Annotated in this window: 20 protein-coding genes; 17 read left to right on the top strand and 3 right to left on the bottom strand. The window is 39.2% G+C overall.

The genetic code is table 11. The features are described 5' to 3' along the window. Positions 1-82 precede the first annotated feature (82 nt). The 3 genes from D8M05_RS17460 (at position 83) to D8M05_RS17450 (ending at position 2,702) form a co-directional block, all read left to right on the top strand. Positions 83-316: a hypothetical protein gene (locus D8M05_RS17460; protein WP_121134119.1), complete on the top strand. Its 234-nt coding sequence runs from the start codon at positions 83-85 to the stop codon at positions 314-316. Positions 317-618: 302 nt separating this feature from the next. After that, complete coding sequence (locus tag D8M05_RS17455; RefSeq protein WP_121134117.1) at positions 619-1,557, top strand: glycine betaine ABC transporter substrate-binding protein; 939 nt, start codon at positions 619-621, stop codon at positions 1,555-1,557. A 206-nt stretch (positions 1,558-1,763) separates the two neighbouring features. Then, on the top strand, positions 1,764-2,702 hold the full coding sequence (locus D8M05_RS17450) for a DMT family transporter (RefSeq protein WP_121134115.1): 939 nt from the start codon (positions 1,764-1,766) through the stop codon (positions 2,700-2,702). A gap of 299 nt (positions 2,703-3,001) precedes the next feature. Here the strand turns inward: D8M05_RS17450 and D8M05_RS17445 are convergent, their stop codons facing one another. Together D8M05_RS17445 and D8M05_RS17440 are read right to left on the bottom strand one after the other, a co-directional pair. Next, on the bottom strand, positions 3,002-3,283 hold the full coding sequence (locus D8M05_RS17445; RefSeq protein ID WP_121134113.1) for a hypothetical protein: 282 nt from the start codon (positions 3,281-3,283) through the stop codon (positions 3,002-3,004). Between the two features lie 200 nt (positions 3,284-3,483). Further along, a complete protein-coding gene (locus D8M05_RS17440) occupies positions 3,484-4,884 on the bottom strand; it encodes a type VII secretion protein EssB/YukC (protein ID WP_183072849.1) in 1,401 nt (466 codons plus the stop codon). A 138-nt stretch (positions 4,885-5,022) separates the two neighbouring features. Between D8M05_RS17440 and D8M05_RS20960 the strand changes: the two genes are divergently transcribed. Then, positions 5,023-6,333 (top strand): peptidoglycan recognition protein family protein, encoded by a 1,311-nt coding sequence (locus D8M05_RS20960; RefSeq protein ID WP_121134109.1) that lies wholly within the window; start codon positions 5,023-5,025, stop codon positions 6,331-6,333. Positions 6,334-7,009: 676 nt separating this feature from the next. Here D8M05_RS20960 and D8M05_RS17430 read toward each other — a convergent pair. Next, positions 7,010-8,098, bottom strand: a complete 1,089-nt coding sequence (locus D8M05_RS17430; RefSeq protein ID WP_121134107.1) for a C40 family peptidase — start codon at positions 8,096-8,098, stop codon at positions 7,010-7,012. A gap of 307 nt (positions 8,099-8,405) precedes the next feature. On the opposite strand from D8M05_RS17430, the gene D8M05_RS17425 reads away from it, so the two are divergent. The 13 genes from D8M05_RS17425 to D8M05_RS17365 all read left to right on the top strand — a co-directional run bounded on the left by D8M05_RS17425 (position 8,406) and on the right by D8M05_RS17365 (position 21,223). After that, positions 8,406-9,146 (top strand): YveK family protein, encoded by a 741-nt coding sequence (locus D8M05_RS17425; RefSeq protein ID WP_121134105.1) that lies wholly within the window; start codon positions 8,406-8,408, stop codon positions 9,144-9,146. Continuing rightward, positions 9,146-9,841: a CpsD/CapB family tyrosine-protein kinase gene (locus D8M05_RS17420; protein ID WP_121134103.1), complete on the top strand. Its 696-nt coding sequence runs from the start codon at positions 9,146-9,148 to the stop codon at positions 9,839-9,841. Before D8M05_RS17425 ends, D8M05_RS17420 begins: the two co-directional genes overlap by 1 nt. A gap of 209 nt (positions 9,842-10,050) precedes the next feature. Beyond that, positions 10,051-10,821, top strand: a complete 771-nt coding sequence (locus tag D8M05_RS17415) for a tyrosine-protein phosphatase (protein ID WP_121134101.1) — start codon at positions 10,051-10,053, stop codon at positions 10,819-10,821. A gap of 567 nt (positions 10,822-11,388) precedes the next feature. Next, positions 11,389-12,156, top strand: coding sequence for a tyrosine-protein phosphatase (locus D8M05_RS17410; protein ID WP_121134099.1), 768 nt, complete (start codon positions 11,389-11,391; stop codon positions 12,154-12,156). A 215-nt stretch (positions 12,157-12,371) separates the two neighbouring features. Further along, entirely contained in the window at positions 12,372-13,040 is a 669-nt protein-coding gene (locus tag D8M05_RS17405) for a response regulator transcription factor (RefSeq protein ID WP_121134097.1), read from the top strand. Between the two features lie 119 nt (positions 13,041-13,159). After that, a complete protein-coding gene (locus tag D8M05_RS17400) occupies positions 13,160-13,816 on the top strand; it encodes a response regulator transcription factor (RefSeq protein WP_121134095.1) in 657 nt (218 codons plus the stop codon). 51 nt (positions 13,817-13,867) lie between these two features. Next, the gene (locus D8M05_RS17395) at positions 13,868-15,688 is read left to right on the top strand and encodes a nucleoside-diphosphate sugar epimerase/dehydratase (RefSeq protein ID WP_121134093.1); all 1,821 of its coding nucleotides are present in this window, start codon (positions 13,868-13,870) and stop codon (positions 15,686-15,688) included. A 106-nt stretch (positions 15,689-15,794) separates the two neighbouring features. Then, positions 15,795-16,685, top strand: coding sequence for a UTP--glucose-1-phosphate uridylyltransferase GalU (gene galU / locus D8M05_RS17390; RefSeq protein ID WP_121134091.1), 891 nt, complete (start codon positions 15,795-15,797; stop codon positions 16,683-16,685). A gap of 336 nt (positions 16,686-17,021) precedes the next feature. Then, positions 17,022-18,134, top strand: coding sequence for a DegT/DnrJ/EryC1/StrS family aminotransferase (locus D8M05_RS17385; RefSeq protein ID WP_121134124.1), 1,113 nt, complete (start codon positions 17,022-17,024; stop codon positions 18,132-18,134). 3 nt (positions 18,135-18,137) lie between these two features. Then, positions 18,138-18,773, top strand: coding sequence for a sugar transferase (locus D8M05_RS17380; RefSeq protein ID WP_121134089.1), 636 nt, complete (start codon positions 18,138-18,140; stop codon positions 18,771-18,773). A gap of 18 nt (positions 18,774-18,791) precedes the next feature. Next, positions 18,792-19,328, top strand: coding sequence for a GNAT family N-acetyltransferase (locus D8M05_RS17375; protein ID WP_121134087.1), 537 nt, complete (start codon positions 18,792-18,794; stop codon positions 19,326-19,328). Then, complete coding sequence (locus D8M05_RS17370) at positions 19,315-20,262, top strand: 1-aminocyclopropane-1-carboxylate deaminase/D-cysteine desulfhydrase (protein WP_220667600.1); 948 nt, start codon at positions 19,315-19,317, stop codon at positions 20,260-20,262. The genes D8M05_RS17375 and D8M05_RS17370 overlap by 14 nt, the downstream gene beginning before the upstream one ends. After that, the gene (locus D8M05_RS17365) at positions 20,252-21,223 is read left to right on the top strand and encodes an ATP-grasp domain-containing protein (RefSeq protein WP_121134085.1); all 972 of its coding nucleotides are present in this window, start codon (positions 20,252-20,254) and stop codon (positions 21,221-21,223) included. Before D8M05_RS17370 ends, D8M05_RS17365 begins: the two co-directional genes overlap by 11 nt. The last annotated feature ends 16 nt before the right edge of the window (positions 21,224-21,239 follow it).

Genomic DNA, 21,239 nt, shown 5'->3' with positions numbered 1-21,239 from the left:
TGTAAAATTAAGTTGGGTCATCATCAATTCCTCCTATTACGATATTTTTGTGGTTAAAAACATTGTAACATGGGGTTGATGATTGGCCCTTTTCTTTTTACACAATTATACGGGCTTAATCCGCCAGCACGAGGAAATCGCGCGTCAGCACGGGAAAATCGCGCGCCAATCCGAGAAAATCGCGCGTCAGTCCGAGAAAAATCGCGCATCACAACGCGGGATTCAAGCGCTAGTGACAGGCACTACTTTTACAACAGCATTTAAAAAGGCTTGGTTCAAATTTTTTAGAACCAAGCCTTATTTTGCTATGAATTAAACGCAAGACCTATGATAAATTAAGTTGTTGTCTGATTCCGCGCTTTGCATCCTCTATAGAAATAGATTCTTCTTTTCTCCTTTGTTTAACTTATATACGAATAAGGAGGAAATGGAAGGAAATAAGCGAACCCTCTCTTAAAAAGCGTTAATAGTAAAACTGTACGCACAATATGAACTGAAATAACAGGATATACAGTTTGAATTGTACAATTAAGATTGATATAGTTTTAGGAGTTGTTAGTAATTTAAACATCAAAATGATAATAGTGGCAAATAAGTAATAAAGGGGAGCAATATAGTATGTTTAACTTTAAATTGAAAAAATTAGGAATCATTTCGGTTTTATCTTTATCACTTGTAGCAGCTGGTTGTGGACAAGAAGAGACAGTTGATGGTGCGAATAGTGAGAATGACGGCGGAGATGAGGCCACATCGAATGTTAGTGAAGAGCTGGAATATACCATTACTGGTATTGAACCTGGAGCCGGGCAAACTGAAACGACGAACAATGTGATTGCTGAATACGAGAGCATGGCTGGTTGGGAACAGGAATTATCTTCATCAGCTGCAATGTTAACACAGCTAGGGGATGCTATCGGAAATGAAGAACCAATTATAGTGGCTGCATGGTCACCACACTATAAGTTTGCTAAATATGACCTCAAGTACTTAGAAGATCCTAAAGGCATCTTTGGTGAAGAGGAATACATTACAACAATCGTCAGAAAAGGTTTAAAAGATGAAAAGCCTATTGCCTATACGATTCTAGATCGATTCTATTGGGAACTACAAGATATGGAATCAGCCTTACTTAAAGCGCAAGAAATGGACTTTGACTTTGAAAAAGTAGCAAGGGAATGGGTGGACAATAATCAAGATACCGTTGCAACATGGACAGAAGGTGTAGAACCAGCAGGTGGTACTTCACTAGAATTAGTTTCAACTTCTTGGGATACAGAGCTCTTTTCAGCAAATGTAGCTAAAATTGTATTAGAACAACATGGGTTTAATGTTACGCTTACACAAGTTGACCCAGCGATTATGTTTAAGGCAATTGCAACAGGTGATGCTGATGCTTCTCTATCTCCGTGGATGCCTTCAACGCATGGTGCTTTCTACAACGAGTATGAGGGTGAATTTGAAGACCTAGGAGCAAACCTTGAAGGGGCAAAAATTGGGTTAGCCGTCCCTACCTATATGGACATTGACTCCATTGAGGACCTAGAACCAAAAGAGTAATTAGTGAACATAATTAAACAAAAATCCTCCCCATTAGGTATTTGAATACTTGGTGGGGATTTGCGGTGCCTGTCACTCCTCGAAATTTGTCGGAAAATGTCGAAAATCGAACGGTGACAGGCAACCTATTTGCTTATCTTTCGTATTTCTCCTATGATGTATATATTTGATTCAGGAGCAAAGCACGTTTTAGGAGATGACATCATATGAATAAGATATTACAAAATAAAGGTTGGGTAGTTGCGATAGCGGTCTTTTGCTCGTTATTGTGGGGCAGTGCTTTCCCAGTTCTGAAGGTTAGCTACGAAGAATTACAAATGGCTCCAGATGACGTAATTGCAAAGGTCGTATTTGCGGGGATGCGTTTCTTACTTGCGGGATTACTCGTTTTAGCATTTTTACTATTTATTCGTCCGAAAAGTATCTTGGTTACGCGCAGGCAATTTTTCACTTTACTTATTCTGGGTCTAGTGCAAACCGCATTACAGTATTTCTTCTTTTACAATGGCCTAGCGAAAGTGTCAGGTATGCAAGGAGCGATTTTAAGTTCATGTGGAACGTTCTTTACAGTCCTTCTCGCACACTATTATTATAAAAATGACAAAATGAACAGCAAAAAGATGGTTGGATTAATTGCTGGATTCGCAGGAATTATTGTGGCCAACTGGGGGCAAGCATTCAATTTATCCTTTCAACTTACAGGAGAAGGATATATGATTCTATCTGGTCTTACAAGTGCCATCGCAACCATCATGGCGAAAGAGCTTGCGACAGGGATCCATCCATTTGCCATTACTGGCTGGCAGCTCAGTCTTGGTGGTGTGGTAATGCTCTTAATTGGATTGCCGCAACTCGGTGAAAATGCAATTACCTTCACACCGTTTGGCTGGGGATTGTTTATATACTCAGCACTTCTTTCGGCAGCGGCGTTCGGGTTATGGTATTCGATTTTGAAATATAATAATGCTAGTGAACTGAGCATGTATAAGTTTATTGTGCCAGTCTCAGGTGCTGTGCTTTCTGCGATGTTTATTCCTGGAGAAAGCTTATCTTTCTACATTCTAGCAGCCATTGCACTCGTTGCAGTTGGAATCATTGTAGTGAATTACCATGGAAAAAGCAAAACTACCCAAGAAGAAAAATGAGGTGCCAAAATGAGGTGCCTGTCACTTGTCGAGGATTGTTGGAATTTGTCGAAACTCGAACGGTGACAGGCACCCTTTTCATGCCATCGTGTCGGCGATATGCAATTATTTATCTAGTTCAAACGTTTGTTTGAATTCAGCTAGAGGCTGTTAGGGAAGGTGTTCTGACAAGTTGCAAGGAAGGATAATCCTTTTCCAGTCATAATGTAGGTGTAGCGGGGGAAGTATACTAAATCAAACGTTTGTTTTAACTAGTAGATTATCATCCAGATCCAATGATACGGGAGCTTTACCTAGTATCATTCCGTTGTAGTGGGGCTTTCACTAATAGTTGACAAGTACGCTTGGATTCCATCTGGTAATCGTTGATAGACGAGTCCCTGGAAGAATATATCTAAGAATAATAGTAGCGATAGGACAATGATAATCCCACCAACAAAGTAAAACATCTTTTTCTTATTGTAGAAAAACCCATGTTTGTCTAGCTTTTTCACGAAAATCCGCTTGAAAAGTAAGAGGAAGCAAATTGTTATAATGCTAATCATTGCTAAAATTACTAAAAAAATAATAAAGCCTTTCATGGAAAAAACCCCCAATTCTGGTAGTGAGATGAATTGATCATGTGGTGTTTAATTCTGCTGCCTGCATCTTGTAGAACACCAGGATAAGGTTGGAGCAGAATTAAACTGTAACAAACAAAACCCATTATACATAACTTTAGAAAAACAGGTACCAGTCACTCCCTATAATTCGACAAAATTCGGGAAGTGATAGGCACCATTTATTCCTCTTTATCAGGTTCGGGATTGGGTTCAGGATCCTTATCTGTATCAGGGGTAGGATTTGTTTCTTCCTTTGGTTCTTCACCTTCATCCGGTTGAGGATTTTCGTCTGTTTCTTCATCTACATCCGGTTTGGGATTTTCCACCGTTTCATTATCTTCTTCGGGCTTAGGTTTAGGCTGTTCCTCGTTATCTTTCTCAGGATCGGAAGTAGGCTTTTTCCCCTTATCATCAGGTTCAACTTGCTCCTCTTTATCTCGTTCTGGATCATCTTTCCCTTCTTCGTTCCAAGTCTCCTCGCCGACAGAACCAGCATTATTCGATGCGCCATCATTTGCGTCGCTGCTATTCCAGTGTACGTCATTTCCAGTTTGTGAACTTGGCTGATCTGTCCATGTCGAGATGTTTTCTTCGTCATCCACATCTGATTCAATAATCTCGATATTTTCTCCGCTGACAACAACTCTGATTTCATCTTCCAGACCTTGATAGTTAACCTTGATTGTAGTTACTCCCTCATTAATAGCTGTAAGTGGTACATCTTGTCCTTCTGTCTCACCTAATTCGATAATCGCATCATCTGCTAACGACCATTCAGGTGAAAAATCCATCACCTCACCGCCAGCATCTACTCCAGTAACTGAAAGGGTCACTTCCTCTCCGATAGCTAAAGGCTCAAGCTCCTCTGGTAGTACGGTTATTTCCTCGATAACCTGTTCCTCGACAGTTAGCTCGACCTCTTTCTTAATCGAACCAATCGTTGCAGTTATCATAACGTCACCGATTTTTCCTCCTGTAAATGTAACAAGTTTCTCATCTACATTGGAAAATTCACCTGCAGACTCATTCGCAGCAGTCCAATCGGCCGTCACTGGGATAACTGCACCATTATTCTTCTCCCAAATGAGCGATAATTCGCTGTTGTAATCCTTCTGTACATAATGTCGGTCGACTTTGATTTCAATGCTTGAAGCAAGCTCTTCTAGCAATTCTTTCAGAGCGGTATTGTCAGTCGCCGCTATTCCATCTTGTAAAGTTGTTATCAGATGATGTAAGTCGTTTAGACTACTGTATGCTGTGGAAAGAAAATAGTAAAATTGCGGTTCGTCTGCTTTTAAATCAATTCCTTCATTTAATGTGTCAATCGCATCTTCGTATTGGGAAAGTTCTATGTATGCATTTGCTAATCCGACACGGGCCTCTGTATGTAAGGCATCTTCCTTGAGCACCTTCTCGTAGTGTTTAATCGCATCTTCATATTCCTCCTTTTCGAATGCGCTCTTCGCCAACTCCAATTCATAGGACAAAGGGTTAGACTGCACTATCTGTGTGGCAAAAATTCCAACCACAGCAATGAGCGCAATGCATGTCAGGAGGATAACTACATATTTCTTCTTCATAAACGATAAGCCCTCCATGTATAAATATTATGAATTTAATTATACATGATTTTTCAGGTGCCTGTCACTCGTCGGATTTTGTCGAAAAGCGAACAGTGACAGGCACCTCAGCATAAGGTGGTTACAGGGAGAGGATAAATGATGGCGATAAAGGATAAATATTTAATCGAGCGCAGGTATATTACAAATAGGATTGCGCGAAGTGGTGGGAGAATAAATAAGGTATTATTCCTTGTGTCACATGAAACGGCGAATAATGTAGCAGATGCTGACGCCCATTTTCGTTATTTCAATAATGTTACGTTTCAAACGTCTGCACACTCTTTCGTTGACCATAAAAAAATATTAGAAATAATTCCGCTTAATGAAAAGGCGTGGCATGTCCAGTATCAAGTTCCAACAGACAATGTATTATTTGGTGATGATGCAAATGATGCTGCAATTGGAATTGAGCTTTGCCGTACTGGGGACTTTAACGAAGCATATGACAGGTACGTATGGTATCATGCATATCTTTGTAGAACATTTGGATTGAAGCCAAGAGAGCATATTGTGTCACATGAAGCCTTGGATCCAAGACGTCGTTCGGATCCAGAAAGCTGGTTGAACCCGAATGGCATTACATGGAACCGATTTATTCTTGATGTGGTGAAATATTATGATAATTGGGAAGAAGAAACGGAAACAGAAGTGTCGCCAGCCCCTGAGGAGGAAGTTCAGGCAGAGGAGATTGTATGGTACCTGTCTCGAGGTAATACAGGTCAAGATGTGCGGGAATTACAGCAAAAATTAAATGCCTTAGGCTACTCTCTGGCAGTGGATGGCTCATTTGGACCCGCAACCGAACGTGCAGTTAGAGACTTTCAAAGAGATCAAGGTTTAGCGGTAGACGGATCGTATGGACCAGCAACACAGAGAGCATTGCAGAATGCGAAGCCGAAGAGCAGCAGTTCAGGTTCGGGCTCTACAGGTGGAACAGTGTGGTATTTGTCCAGAGGTGACACAGGTCAAGAGGTAAGAGAGTTGCAACAAAAATTAAATGCCTTAGGCTACTCTCTGGCAGTAGATGGCTCATTTGGGCCCGCAACCGAACGTGCAGTTAGGGCTTTCCAAAGAGATCAAGGTTTAGCGGTTGATGGTTCTTATGGACCAGCAACACAGAGAGCATTGCAGAATGCGAAGCCTAGTAGTGGATTCAACTTACCGAATACAGACTACTGGGTAAAAAGTCCGCAATTTAGTGGTGCTGGTGTTAGAGAGGTCCAAGAGGCATTGGCAAGTTTAAATTTTTATCCGGATAGGGGAGCGCCAAATAACGGAATAGACGGCTATTATGGTCCGAAAACCGCTGATGCAGTGAGACGTTTCCAGCTAATTCATATGGGAGCAGATGAGGCAGATGGCAACTACGGTCCGAAAACGAAGCGGGCAATGGAGAGGGAATTGTAGCATGTGAAGGATGAAATGTGGGAGGAAATAAGTTTTTTAGGGGATGTCGCTCGAAATTCAGGAGGTGTGTTGCTCGAATTCCGGGAGGTTACGCGCGAATTACAGTAAGTGCCGCGCGAATTTCGTGAGGTGCCGCGCTCGAATTTTGGGAAGTGTCGCGCGAATTCTGGGAGGTTACGCTCGAATTTCAGTAAGTGCCGCGCGAATTTCGGGAGGTCTCGCTCGAATTACAGGGGGGGTTGCTCGAATTTGGTGAGGTCTCGCTCGAATTACAGTAAGCGCCGCGCGAATTCCGTGAGGTCTCGCGCGAATTACAGTAAGTGCCGCGCGAATTCTGGGAGGTTACGCTCGAATTACAGTAAGTGTCGCGCGAATTTCGGGAGGTGCCGCGCTCGAAATTCAGGAGGTGTTGCTCGAGTTTCGTGAGGTTCCGCTCGAAATTCAGGAGATGTTGCTCGAATTCCGGGAGATGTTGCGCGAATTTCAGGAGGTCTCGCTCGAATCACATGGGGTCACGCACCAAACTCATTTTTATTCAATGTACACTTTCCGAAAATCTGAAAGGAGCCCCCGGCCCATCACAGCCCGCCCACCACAGCCTGGCCCACAACAAAAAAGTTCGATATAATCGCAACGCAACGCGATTATATCGAACATTACTAACTAAACAATCAGCCTAGTAAAATCTCTTAAAACTATCAAAATGATCTTTCCAATATCCACTAGCTATACTAGAAATCTGCACACCGCTAGAACCTGCATGAATAAATTTATTATCTCCTAGATAAATTCCCAAATGTGAGATTCCTGCTTTATATGTATTTTCAAAGAATACGAGGTCACCTACTTGTGGTTTGTTTACATAGTAAGATCTGTCAAAGAATCCATCACTTGAGTAGCGACCAATATCGTATCCTGCTTGATTGTAGACATAATGGATAAATCCACTGCAATCAAAGCCACTTGGTGAGGAGCCACCCCATACATATTTCACGCCTTGGAAGCTCTTCGCAACACTGATAAGCTTGTCCACATCGTAATCAACGTCGGCAGTTGGTGTAGAACTAGACCCATTATCTTTAGAAGGACTATCTCCATTTCCAGCCTTCGCGCCAATGTTCAACTTCTGACCAATGTAAATCATGTCCGAGCTTAAGGAGTTCCATTTCTTCAGGTTTGCTACACTGACACCATAATTTAAGCCGATTCGTGACAAGGTATCTCCAGATTTAACCGTGTAAACAGAAGATGAGTCGACTTTTGAATCATTTGGCTTATTCGTATTTGAACCCGAATCATTCGAACTATTTGAACCTGAAGAAGTGTTTCCGCCTTTTCCAGATTCACTTACAACAAATACGTTACCAGGGAAAATTAATGTTGTGTCTAAGCTGTTCCATTTCATTAAATTGCTAAGTGATATACCGTGCTTCGAAGCAATTCCACTTAATGTGTCACCGCTTTTCACCGTGTACGTCTTTTTGGTACTCGTGTTTGAGTTTTTATTCGACTCTGGCTTTGCAGGGGCTTTACTACTTGATTTCCCGTCCGTTTCTAAGACCTGCTTCGGATAAATGACATCAGATGTCAATTTATTTATTTCCATTAATGTTTGCACACTTGTATTGTGTTTCTGTGCAATCGACCAAAGCGAATCTCCTGATTGTACTTTATAGGACGCTGCTTCGGCCTCATCCGCGCCGGCAAATGTAGCTGCAATCGCACCAGCAGCCGTTACAGTCATGATTATTTTTTTATTTGCCAATCTAGAAACCTCCCTTATTAATCTCTGTATATTCCTGTTACTATTTTATCCTTTTTTGGAAAAAAATGATAGATTAATAGAGAAAATATATATTACAGACATGTTACAAATCATTACAAAAAACATCATAGATTGTAATAATCGCTAATCATTGAAATAAATACCAACTGATTTTACAAAAAATTCATTTTCAATAGGTGAAAATATGTTATAATTTCGTTTATGATGTTGAAATGTGTATTAGTATACGGCTAGTTCCGTGAATAAGGATTTTCTTACTTAGCAAAAACACAACGGAGGTAAAGAAATGGAAGAATCGATTTCCCTCAAAGAAATATTTGAGGTCATTAAAAAGCGCTTCTTGCTTATCATCGGATTAGCGATTGGGGCTGCTTTTATTGCGGCAATTATTAGTTATTTTTTATTAACACCAGAATATGAAAATAGTTCGCAATTTCTTGTGAACCAGAGTAATCCAGACCCAGAGCAACAGGTCACACAAACGGAATTGCGTACCAATATAGAATTGATTAATACGTATAATGTGATTATTAGGAGTCCAAGAATTTTAGATGAAGTGGCAAATGAGCTGAATCTTGATATGAGTAGCGGGCAATTAGCGCAGAAAATCAATGTATCAAGTGCTGAGAACTCACAAGTTGTGACAGTTACAGCGACAGATGCAGATCCCGTGCTTGCAACAGATTTAGCGAATACCACAGTGGAAGTTTTTCAAAAAGAAATTCCAGAATTAATGAATGTAAATAATGTGAATGTATTGTCAGAGGCTGTTTTATCAGAGAATCCATCTCCAGTAGCGCCAAATCCACTCCTTAACATTGCAATTGCGATTGTGCTTGGTGTGATGGTTGGTGTGGGACTCGCATTCTTATTAGAGTATCTAGATAATACAATTAAGACAGAAGAAGATGTTGAAAAGAAATTGGAAGTACCTGTATTAGGTGTGATTCCAATTATTGATGAAAAGGACATCCGTGTAAGCAAGAATCAAGAGGTAGCAGGTAGAATGAAAAGGAGTGGGATTTAATGGCAAGAAAGAAACAACAAGCAAAAGCAAGTAAAATGCGTCATTTAATTACAAAATTAAACCCGCGTTCTCCGATTTCTGAACAATATCGAACAATAAGAACGAATTTACAGTTCTCATCCGTTGATAATGAAATCAGATCATTCCTTGTTACCTCTGCTGGACCTTCAGAAGGGAAATCGATGACAACTGCTAATCTCGCTGTTGTCTATGCGCAACAAGGAAAGAAAGTACTGCTTATTGATGCGGATTTACGTAAACCGACTGTACATTACACGTTCAAAATGGATAACATGTCGGGTTTGAGTAATGTGTTGGTTGGGGACATGACATTGATGTCAGCGGTTGAGCCAACGAATGTGGAAAATCTTCACATTGTGTCAAGTGGGCCGATCCCTCCGAATCCGTCAGAGTTGTTGGGTTCGAGAAAATTCGAGTCTATGTTAAAAGAAGCGAAGGAAGCGTATGATATCGTTATATTCGATACACCGCCAGTATTGGCTGTGACTGATGCGCAAATCCTTGCCAATATTGTAGATGGTTCCATTCTCGTTGTCCGTAGTAAAAGAACAGAGACCGAAGCAGCACAAAAAGCAATCGAATTATTGAAAGCTGCCAAGGGCAAAGTACTAGGAACCGTCCTTAACGGTAGAGAAAAGAAAGACCACAACTATTATTACTATTATGGAAATTAATCTAGAAAATAGACCCGCCTCAGGCCCTGTGCTTGAGGTTTTTTTTATTGAGGTGCCCATTATTGAGGTGCCTGTCACTCCCTGAATTTTGTCGGAAATTGTCGAAAACAGGAGGATAATCCTAGTTAATATTTCCTATTCATTGTTCGTTCTGGTACAATATCCTTACTTGAGGAATCGTTCGTAACGAAAAGTTTGGAGGAGTTTATGTGATAGATTTACATTGTCATATTTTGCCTGGTTTAGATGATGGGGCTAAATCGATAACGGAAAGCCTTGCAATGGGGAAAGAGGCTGAAAAAGAGGGCATAGAGAAAATAGTCGCAACGCCGCATTTTCTTCATGGAACACAACTAAACTCTTCAGAAGTTATTATTGAGGCGGTTCATGAACTTAATGAGCATTTCAAAAGGGAAGGGATTCAGGTTGAAGTTCTCCCAGGGCAGGAAATCACCGTCTATGAAAATATGATAAGCGATTTAAAAAATGGAACGCTTTTACCCATTAATCAAACGACGACATATGTATTTATTGAATTGCCAATGAATCATATTCCGAATGATATGACGGAATTACTATTTGATATGCAGATTGAAGGGTATAAACCGATTATTGTCCATCCAGAGCGACATGCGGGATTCCGTGAAAATCCGGATAAATTATATCGTATGGTGAAAGCTGGCGCATTGACGCAGATTACAGCTGGGAGCTTGGTAGGGAAATTTGGTAAGGAAGCAGAACACTTCTCCCATCAGTTGATTGAAGCCAATTTAACAAGCTTTATCGCGTCAGATGCACATCATACGAAAAAACGTGGCTTTCAAATAAGAAATGCATTTAAGCAGGTGAAGAAGCGGTACGGGAATGAGAAAGTCTATCAATTGATGGAAAATAGTGAAGCTGTGGTTAATGGACAGCCTATTTATGCCGAGATGCCAGAAAGAATCACTACGAAGAAAAAATGGACACTGTTTAACTAAGCTCCCTTTGAGGTGCCTGTCACCCGTCGAAACTCGTCGAAATACGACGGAGTATGTCGAAAAGCGAAGGGTGCCATTGGTTCTGTTCGGAAGGATGATAGTGATGGGAACCGCTAATATTTCTGAAAAATCCCCGATTATGAAAAATCCAATCAGTCCGCCCCCCTAAAATTGCTAAAATTTGCTAAAAGGAATACAAAATGACTATTGTGTATGTTAACATTAGTACTAGGTATTATAATGTGATAAAACTTTGTCTCACTCCAGCGTTAAACTGCAGCAATACATCTCTCACCTTATGGCAATGTAACTCAATATTGCCAACTACATATGGGGACCAGCTAAGGCAGGCATTGCCAACGCAACGCAGGGATCCCTTAGTCCTGTTGAGGAGATATGTAACATTATACCTCCTACATAGAAATGTTAAATTGAATCACCACGTATAAATATACGGTCGCGTGCTTTTTCTTAAAGAATTTGTAAATTATTGTAAGTTGATGTAATTCTGTGATGGATACGTTATAATATGTTTATTGTAAAATGAAACACATAGGAAGTGACGGCATGATTGATATACACAGCCATATATTGCCTGGTATTGATGATGGGGCACAGACGATTGAAGATAGTATCGAAATGGCGAAAGCAGCGGTCCAGCAAGGGATTGAGAAGATCATTGCAACGCCTCATAATCAGAATGGGCAATACAACAATGACAAAAACTCTATTCTACAGGCCGTGGATGTGCTGAATCAGGCATTGCAACAGGAAGGCATCCCACTCATCGTTTTACCTGGACAAGAAAACCGGATGTACGGTGAAATGGTGGATGATTTGAAAGATGATGCACTGGTTACGCTGAACAATGGAACGAAGTATGTCTTTGTTGAATTTCCTTCGGGTCATGTGCCAAGGTATGCAAAGCAGATGTTGTTTGACATCCAAGTGGCAGGATATAAGCCAATTATTGTTCATCCTGAGCGCAACCGAGAGATTGCAGAACACCCATCAATCCTCTTTGAGTTTGTTCAGAAGGGTGTGCTGACACAGGTTACAGCGGCGAGTATTGCTGGGAAGTTTGGGAAAAATATTCAAAAGCTCTCTCATCAATTTGTCGAATCGAACCTGACCCATTTTATTGCATCTGATGCGCATAATACGACGTCAAGAGGATTCTGTATGCAAGAGGCATATAAGGAAATTGAATCTGCACACGGAGTGGAGAAGCGTTATATCCTTCAAGAAAATGCTGCATTACTAATTGATGGGGAGCAAGTGAACGTGGATGAACCATTTGCCATTAAAAAGAAGAAATTTCTTGGACTGTTTTAGGGAGATTATGCAGGGATGCTGCGGGGTCTCTCTGTAAGATATGTGATTGAAATAGGCGCTAACCCTTTTCTGGTGTCTAGCTCCAGTGCTCCGTGACTAGCGAGACTTCCCTCACCTCATGACAATCTAAATCACACATTGGCTCATTCCTTCCAGTGGGGGCGCAGTCCATACGTCGCTTTACGGCACTTATGCTTTTCTAGTGAGGTGTTATCATGATTCGTGTAATGTTTATTGAAAATCAGCAATTATTCCAGGATGGATTTGCTGCGATTCTTCACAAGGAAGAAGAAATCGAGCTTGTTGGGATGGCGGTAGATGGACAGGAAGCAATGGAACGTTTTGAAGAGACGAATCCAGATGTTGTCTTAATTAGCATTCGCAAGCCATACTTGGATGGAATCCAAACGATTGCCCTAATAAAAAAACGGAATCCAGATGTGAAAGTGATCATTCTTTCCGCATCACTTGAGGATGAGGTAGTTATTCGGGGGATTAATGCTGGTGCAGATGGATTCTTGCTTGGGGACGTATTTGCAGACCGACTTCTTACTGCTATTCATGAAGTTTACCAGGGTGGAAATGTCATTTCTGGAAAAGTTGCGAACCTTCTTGTAGACCGAATCCGTCAATTAACGATGGATGAGAAACAATTGCTTGTGACAAGACTTGAGAATCGTGGAATTATGCTAACGAAGCGGGCGATAGATGTTGCTTATCTCTTTATGGATAACCAATCGAATAAACAAATCGCTAATAAATTGTACCTAAGTGAAGGCACAGTTAAAAATTATATTAGTGAAATATACAATCGTTTGGACATTCATAAGCGGGATGAGGCAATACGGTATCTTGTGAAGTTGGTAAGAAGTTATGGTATATAGTGGTATTCTCAGGCAAAGTATGACTTAATTAGACAAAAGTCACTTTAAACTATGACTACTTCTCATGTAATCTGTAAAAGGATTCAATAGAAGAAGTTATAGAAAAATAGGTGTATGTCATGAGAAAAGTTGTTTATGTTAGTAAGAATGCATTTTCAGCCTCTGTTGTTAAATGGTTGCATTATCAACGAACAGAGGGAGATGAAGTTGATTGTGTTACTTTTAACAAGTCAGCCAAGCGGCACATCATTGCTCATTCTCCAGATATCGTGGTGTTTGATATCGATTACGTGCCAGAACACGCCTTTTTGTCACTTATGAACGATATAAGAGCGCATTTTGAGAAGGTACGAATCATTGCCGTGGCAACAGAAGTCGATAATGAAAGTCTATTAATCTTATTAAAGCATGGGATTGATAGCTTTGTTAAAAAGGATAGCATGCTAGAAGAACGGCTAGCAACTCTAATGAAGCAAGTGGAAAAACAGCACTACCTTATTCCATCTGAATCGACAAGATACTTCATTGATCGTCTTCTAGAATTAAAGAACCTGAATCTAGATCTATTTCATCAACGGCTATTATACCTGTCCCGTCGTGAAGCGGAGGTTGCCTATTTGATGAAACAGGGGCTCAAGAACCTGGAAATTGCAGAGAAACTTGCAATGAATGAAGGTACGGTAAAAGTGCATGTCAGTCACATTTACAAGAAGCTTGGGATGAAGGGGAGGAAGCGGGTTGTTCAGTGGTTGCAAGAATTGTTTGTTCGCCCATAGTAAAAAGTACTGTTTTGGGGTAGCCCCTATATGATGAAAGGAGTGACCAGGTTGTCGTATCGAAAAAGATTAGCATTACTCATCTTACTTGATTCGATTATTGTTAGTACAGCGATATTTATGGCTTCGTGGATTGTTTATCCGAGTACAGAAGTTATCAACGTAAATGCAGTTATTATAAGCGCAGTAGCACTATTACTTTTTCATCATTTATTCGCATTCGTTTATAAGCTGTACAATAAAGTATGGTCGTATGCTAGTGTAGGAGAGTTGGTTGCGATTGTAAAAGCAATCACATTGTCCATTATTTCTGCTGGAATCGTACAATTTTTCGTAAATGATTTCTCTATCTACCGCCGAGCACTTATTGTCACATTTCTGTTGCATATTATTCTCATTGGTGGTTCCCGTTTTGTATGGCGAATTTATCGTGATCAATATTTAAAACATGCAGATAATCAGAAACGTACGTTAATCGTTGGTGCTGGTTCGGCTGGTGCGATGATTGCTCGTCAGTTGCAAAATGAGCATAGTCATGCAGAACTATGTCCAGTGGCATTTATCGATGATGATATGATCAAACAGAAAATGCAAATTTATAATCTTCCAGTTGTAGGGATGGTAAAAGATATCCCAACGGTTGTGGAAGAGCTGAATATTGAGCATATCGTTATTGCGATTCCTTCTTTACGTAACGGGGAATTGAATAAGATTGTTACGGAATGTAATAAAACAACTGCACAAGTGAAAATGATTCCGAAAATCGAGGATTTAATGACAGGGAAAGTAAATGTCAGTCATTTGAAGAATGTTGAAGTCGAGGACTTGCTTGGACGTGAACCTGTGAAGCTTGATATTGGTGCCATCTCAGATTATGTAACAGGTAATACAGTAATGGTTACTGGGGCGGGTGGATCGATTGGTTCGGAAATTTGTCGTCAGTTGATGCAGTTTTCACCAGGGAAGATTCTACTCGTTGGCCACGGGGAAAACAGCATCTATCATATTGATATGGAACTAAGAAGAGAATATGATAATACGGATATTGAGATTGTTCCTGTTATTGGTGATGTACAAGACCGTGGGCGTGTGTTCGATATTGTGAACAATCATAAACCTGAGATTATTTATCATGCGGCAGCACATAAGCATGTACCATTAATGGAATATAATCCACATGAAGCAGTAAAGAACAATATTATTGGTACGAAAAATGTTGCTGAAGCAGCGGATGCGTATGGTGTGCATACTTTTGTTATGGTATCAACGGATAAAGCTGTGAACCCAACCAATGTGATGGGTGCAACTAAACGTGTTGCTGAAATGGTTGTTCAAGACATGGCAAAACATAGTAAGACAAAATTTGTTGCAGTACGTTTTGGGAATGTACTTGGTAGTCGTGGGAGTGTTATTCCACTCTTTAAGAAACAAATTGAAAGAGGTGGCCCGATTACAGTTACACATCCAGATATTACGAGGTACTTTATGACGATACCTGAGGCATCACGGCTTGTAATTCAGGCTGGTACACTTGCTAAAGGTGGCGAAATTTTTGTTCTTGATATGGGTGAGCCAGTTAAAATTGTTGACCTCGCTAAGAACTTGATTAAGCTATCCGGTTTTACGGAAGATGAGATTAAGATTGAATTCTCTGGACTACGTCCTGGTGAGAAAATGTATGAAGAACTTCTTGGTGAGGATGAGATATTACCAGGGGAAGTTTATGAGAAGATTTATGTTGGACGAACAGTTCAGGTGGATCCTGAATTGATTCATGATTTGATTCAGCGGTTGGATGGATATGATGTTGTGGAGTTGAAGGACGCTTTGATGGGGATTGTTTATCGAGAGCGTGAGTTGATGAGTGTTTAGTTGGTTTAATAAGTTGCTTTTGTTCTGAGGGGCGTAGGTGTGATGTTTTGAAAAACGCTTGCGTTCTTTGAACGTGAAACATGGAACAATATCTGGGGGTATAGTGTTGAAAACTGTAAAAAAAGCGATTATTCCAGCGGCGGGTCTGGGAACGAGATTCTTACCTGCAACAAAGGCAATGCCAAAAGAAATGCTACCGATTGTTGATCGGCCGACAATTGAGTATATTGTTGAAGAAGCGATTGAGTCTGGTATTGAAGATATTATTATCGTTACTGGTAAAGGAAAACGTGCGATTGAGGATCATTTTGATCGGAACTTGGAATTGGAAGATAATCTTAAAGGTAAGGGTAAGTTAGAATTACTTGATAAGGTTAATCAGTCTTCTAAAGTAGAAATTCATTATATTCGTCAAAAGGAACCAAAAGGTCTAGGGCATGCTGTGTGGTGTGCGCGTAAGTTTATTGGTAATGAACCATTTGCTGTGCTTTTGGGTGATGATATTGTGCGGACACAAGGTGAAGAGAAACCTGCATTACGACAGTTAATAGATCAGTTTGAGGAGACAGAATCTTCGATTGTTGGTGTGCAGCAGGTTCCTGAGAGTGAGACGCATCGTTATGGGGTTATAGATCCACTAACGATTGAGGGTAGACGTTATCAGGTTAGTAATTTTGTTGAGAAGCCTGAACAGGGAACTGCTCCTTCTAATTTAGCAATTATGGGAAGGTATGTGTTTACACCAGAAATCTTCGATTTTCTAGATAGGCAGGAGATTGGTGCTGGTGGAGAGATTCAGTTGACGGATGCAATTCAGGGACTAAATGAATTGCAGAAGGTGTATGCTTATGATTTTGAGGGTACGCGTTATGATGTAGGAGAGAAATTGGGATTTGTGAAGACGACGGTTGATTTGGCTTTGGAGAATGAAGAGATTAGAGAAGAGCTTTATAGGTATCTTGCACAGAAATTGGAAGAAAGTAAGTTAATGAAATAATGTCGTTTTGTGTTATAGTTTTGTAGGGGTCCCATGGTTGTTGATTTCGGCTAGGGGCTCCCTTACGGGCTGTAAAGAATAAGGTGAGGTCTCTCTACCTTTATCAAAGGGGACACACGGATATACTGTGGGATTTGATATCCAGTTATTTTATTAAATATGAGTTTTAAAAAAGTATTTACGATTTTATGTTGGTGTGAAGTGGATTGTAGTCTAGATAGGAGTTTAGTAGGTTAGTTTTATTGGAATAGAAGAATGGATGATTTTAATGAAGTCCTAATCTACTAAATATTAACTTAACAAGGGAAGGAAGTCTAGAAGATGGAGTCAACAAAAGTGAAAGAAAGAATATTTCTCTCTTCACCTCATATGAGTGATGAAGGTTATGAAATGCAATATATAAAAGAAGCTTTTGATACAAACTGGATTGCGCCCCTTGGTGAAAATGTAAATGGTTTTGAAAGTGAATTGGCTGAAAAGGTTGGTTCCAAGGCTGCTGCGGCACTTTCATCTGGAACAGCTGCTATTCATTTAGCTCTTAAAGCTGCAGATGTTGGTGAAGGGGATATTGTATTCTGTCCAACACTTACTTTCTCTGCTACTGCAAATCCAATAATTTATCAAAATGCAATTCCTGTTTTTATTGATAGTGACTTTGAAACATGGAACATGAGTCCGAAAGCATTAGAAGAAGCGTTTGAGAAATATCCAGAAGTAAAGGCAGTTATTGTGGTTCATTTATATGGTTTATCTGCTGATATGGATAAGATAATGGATATTTGCAAGAAACATAACGTAGCGGTGATAGAAGATGCTGCTGAGTCTTTGGGTACTTACTATAAAGGTAAGCATACTGGAACTTTTGGCGATTATGGCATCTTCTCTTTTAATGGGAACAAAATTATCACTACTTCCGGTGGAGGGATGCTTGTTTCAGATAACCCAGAACGTATTGCAAAAGCTAGATTCTGGGCCACCCAATCCAGGGATCAAGCAAGGCATTATCAGCATAGTGAATTAGGCTTTAATTATCGAATGAGTAATGTTGTTGCTGGTATTGGTAGAGGGCAGCTTAAAGTATTGGATCAGAGAGTTGAGAAGAAAAGATATATTTTTGATTTTTATAAGAGAGAACTTGGTGGACTAGAGGGTGTTGAGTTCATGCCTAGCAATGAATGGGATGAACCAAATTATTGGTTAAGCTCGATAGTGTTGACTGGTAAGGTTAGACCTCTTGATATATTTGATGCATTGGAAGCTGAGAATATCGAGTCAAGACCGGTTTGGAAACCGATGCATTTGCAGCCTTTCTTTGAGAAGCATGATTTTGTTGGAACGGATGTATCTGAGAAGTTATTTGAGAATGGTGTTTGTTTGCCGTCTGATACGAAGATGACGGATGAAGAGTTGAATAGAGTTGTAGAGATTATTAAGGGGTTGTGGAGATAAACAATGAGAGTTTTAAACTTATTTATTAAACGTATGATTGATTTACTTGGTAGTTTAATAGGTATTATTATTATTTCTCCAATTCTAATCATTATATCTCTGTCTATTAAGTTGACTTCAAAAGGTCCGGTGTTTTTTAAACAAGAACGACTTGGGAAAAATGGTAGGGTATTTAAAATTTTAAAATTCAGAACAATGGTTGTTAATGCTGAAAAAATTGGCTCAGGTTTGTTTGTGAAAACTGAAAGTGATAACAGAATTACAAAAATCGGAAAACTACTTCGTGCCACAAGCTTGGATGAACTTCCTCAACTTTGGAATGTTGTTACTGGTGATATGAGTTTGGTTGGCCCTAGACCTCCCGTACCTCATCATCCATATAAATATGAAGATTATAGTCATTTTCAACGAAAACGATTCGAAATGAATCCAGGTATGACTGGTTTAACACAGGTCACCGTTAGAAATTCTGTATCATGGGATGAACGAATTCCGATTGATGTTAAGTATATTGAAACGTTTAATATTTGGTTAGACATTAAGATTCTTTTTAGGACACTGCAGAAGCTATTCAAACGTGAAAGTATTTATACTCATAACAATGCAAAAGGGACAGAGAAATCATCCAACATTAATTAAATTGCGAGGGGTTATAATATGGAGATCGCCATTCGGAAATTTCAAGAAGAGGATATACCATATAAGGTAAAATGGATAAATGATGATAGAAATAATAAGTACCTGCATTATGATTTGCCTCTAAGAGAAGATAAGACCCTTCAATGGTTCAAAACACTTGAAGGTAGAAATGATAGAATCGATTATACCATTACTCACGCTGGCGAACCTGCTGGGTTAATTGGATTACTGAATATTGATTTAAAAGGTAAGGAAGCTGAATATTATATTTGTCTTGGTGGAGACAAATTTAAAGGTAAGGGCATAGCTAACATTGCAACGGACCTTTTAATTCAAAGGGCTTATAAGGAATTTGGTCTTAATACGATATATCTTTATACAGAAGTAGATAATGTTCGCGCTCAAAAACTCTTTGAAAAGAGTGGCTTTGTAAAAGAGGGAATACTAAAAAATAATCTATTTTATAACGGGAAATATGTAAATAGATATATATTTACCTTAGATGTAGAAAACTATATTCATAATGTAGGTGTATTGAAAATTGGAATTAAATAACTATCTAGCAACTCCAATTCAAAGTTTAAGTGAAAAGCTAAATAACAACTCATTTTATATAAAGCGAGATGACCTACTTCCTATTTCATTTGGAGGAAACAAAGCAAGAAAAGCAGTTCTTTTTTTCGAAGATTTAATCTTAGAAAAATCAGATTGTGTAGTTACGTATGGTAGCAGCAGCTCAAATCATTGTAGAGTAATAGCTAATATCGCAGCTGCAAAAGGTATCCCATGCCATATTATTTCACCAACTGAATCAAGTTACCCAACCTCTAATAGTGAATTGATTAATTTGTTTGGTGCATTAGTTACAAAGTGTCCTGTATCTCAAGTAAGTATTACAATTGAAAGCAAAATGGACGAATTAAGAGCAAAAGGCTACAAACCCTATTTTATTCAAGGGGGAGGTCATGGTGATATTGGTACACAATCATATGTTAATGTTTATGAAGAAATTCTAGATTATGAAAAGTCATCAGGCATGTATTTTGATTTCATTTTTCATACGACCGGAACAGGAACAACTCAAGCTGGTCTTGTATGTGGAAAAATTTTACATGACGATGATAGAGAAATTGTTGGAATCAGCAATGCACGAAAAAATCCTTATGGCAGTAAAGTTGTTCTTGATAGTGTGAATAGTTATTTGTTGGGCCAGGATAAAGAACCAATCGAAACTGAAGCTATAGCATATATAGACGACTATGTGCTTGATGGATATGGTTCCTATAACGGCAAAATATTACAAACTATTAGGGATGTTTTAATTAATGATGGTATCCCAATGGATACAACTTATACTGGGAAAGCCTTTTGGGGAATGAAAGAGTACATCAAAAAGAATAATATCACTGATAAAAAGATACTATTTATTCATACGGGTGGGACACCATTGTTTTTTGATAAATTGGAGGTTCTGAAGAATGCGCGATGATTTAAACATACTAATATTAAGCTGTGGAACAAGAAATAAGATTGTACAGTATTTTAAAAAAGAGTTGGATGGTAGAGGCCTTGTAATAGCAACAGACTGTAGTAATTTAGCCCCAGCACTTTATGAAGCTGACAAACATTTTATCGTCCCAAGAATGAATGATGAAGGCTATCTAGATGAGATTCTATCTATCTGCAAAGAAAATAATATTAAAGCAGTCTTATCATTGATAGATCCAGAACTGAGTCTTCTTGCAAAACACAAACAAGACTTTCTGGATATCGGCACGATTCCTATTGTCTCAGATTCTGATGTAGTTGAAATGTGTTTTGACAAATACGAAATGTTTAAATTCTTAGTTCAGAGTGGGTTACCGACTGTAAAGAGTTATATAGATAAAGCAGAGTTCTACAGTGATGTGGAAGCAGGTATTATTGATTATCCAGTGTTTGTAAAGCCTGTAAGAGGTAGTGCAAGTATTAATATAAGTAAAGTGAAAACGAAAGAAGAAGTTGAATTGCTATTTAGTAGATTTGATAATCTAATGATTCAAGAGTTCATGGATGGGACTGAATACGGCGCTGATGTTTATATTGATCTGATTTCTACTGAGCCTGTTGCGATATTTATAAAAGAGAAGATTAAGATGAGGGCTGGTGAAACAGACAAGTCGGTTTCAATTAAGGATGAAAAGCTCTTTGAGCTAATTAATAAATTTGTGAAACGGACAGGATTTAAAGGTATTATTGATATTGATATTTTTAAAGTTAATGGTGAATATTACATCTCTGAAGTAAATCCACGATTTGGTGGGGGGTATCCACATGCATATGAAAGTGGTGTAAATGTGCCAGGGAAGATTATTAATAATGTTTATGGAAAGATTAATGAAGACACAATCGGCAGGTATGATGAAGGCATTCATATGATGAAGTTTAATGAAGTAGCGATTATAAAGTAGGTTTAATTACTTATAT

It is taken from the genome of Oceanobacillus bengalensis (assembly GCF_003628445.1).
In the GTDB taxonomy this organism is placed as follows: domain Bacteria; phylum Bacillota; class Bacilli; order Bacillales; family Amphibacillaceae; genus Oceanobacillus; species Oceanobacillus bengalensis.
This window is presented reverse-complemented; position numbering and strand designations above follow the sequence as displayed.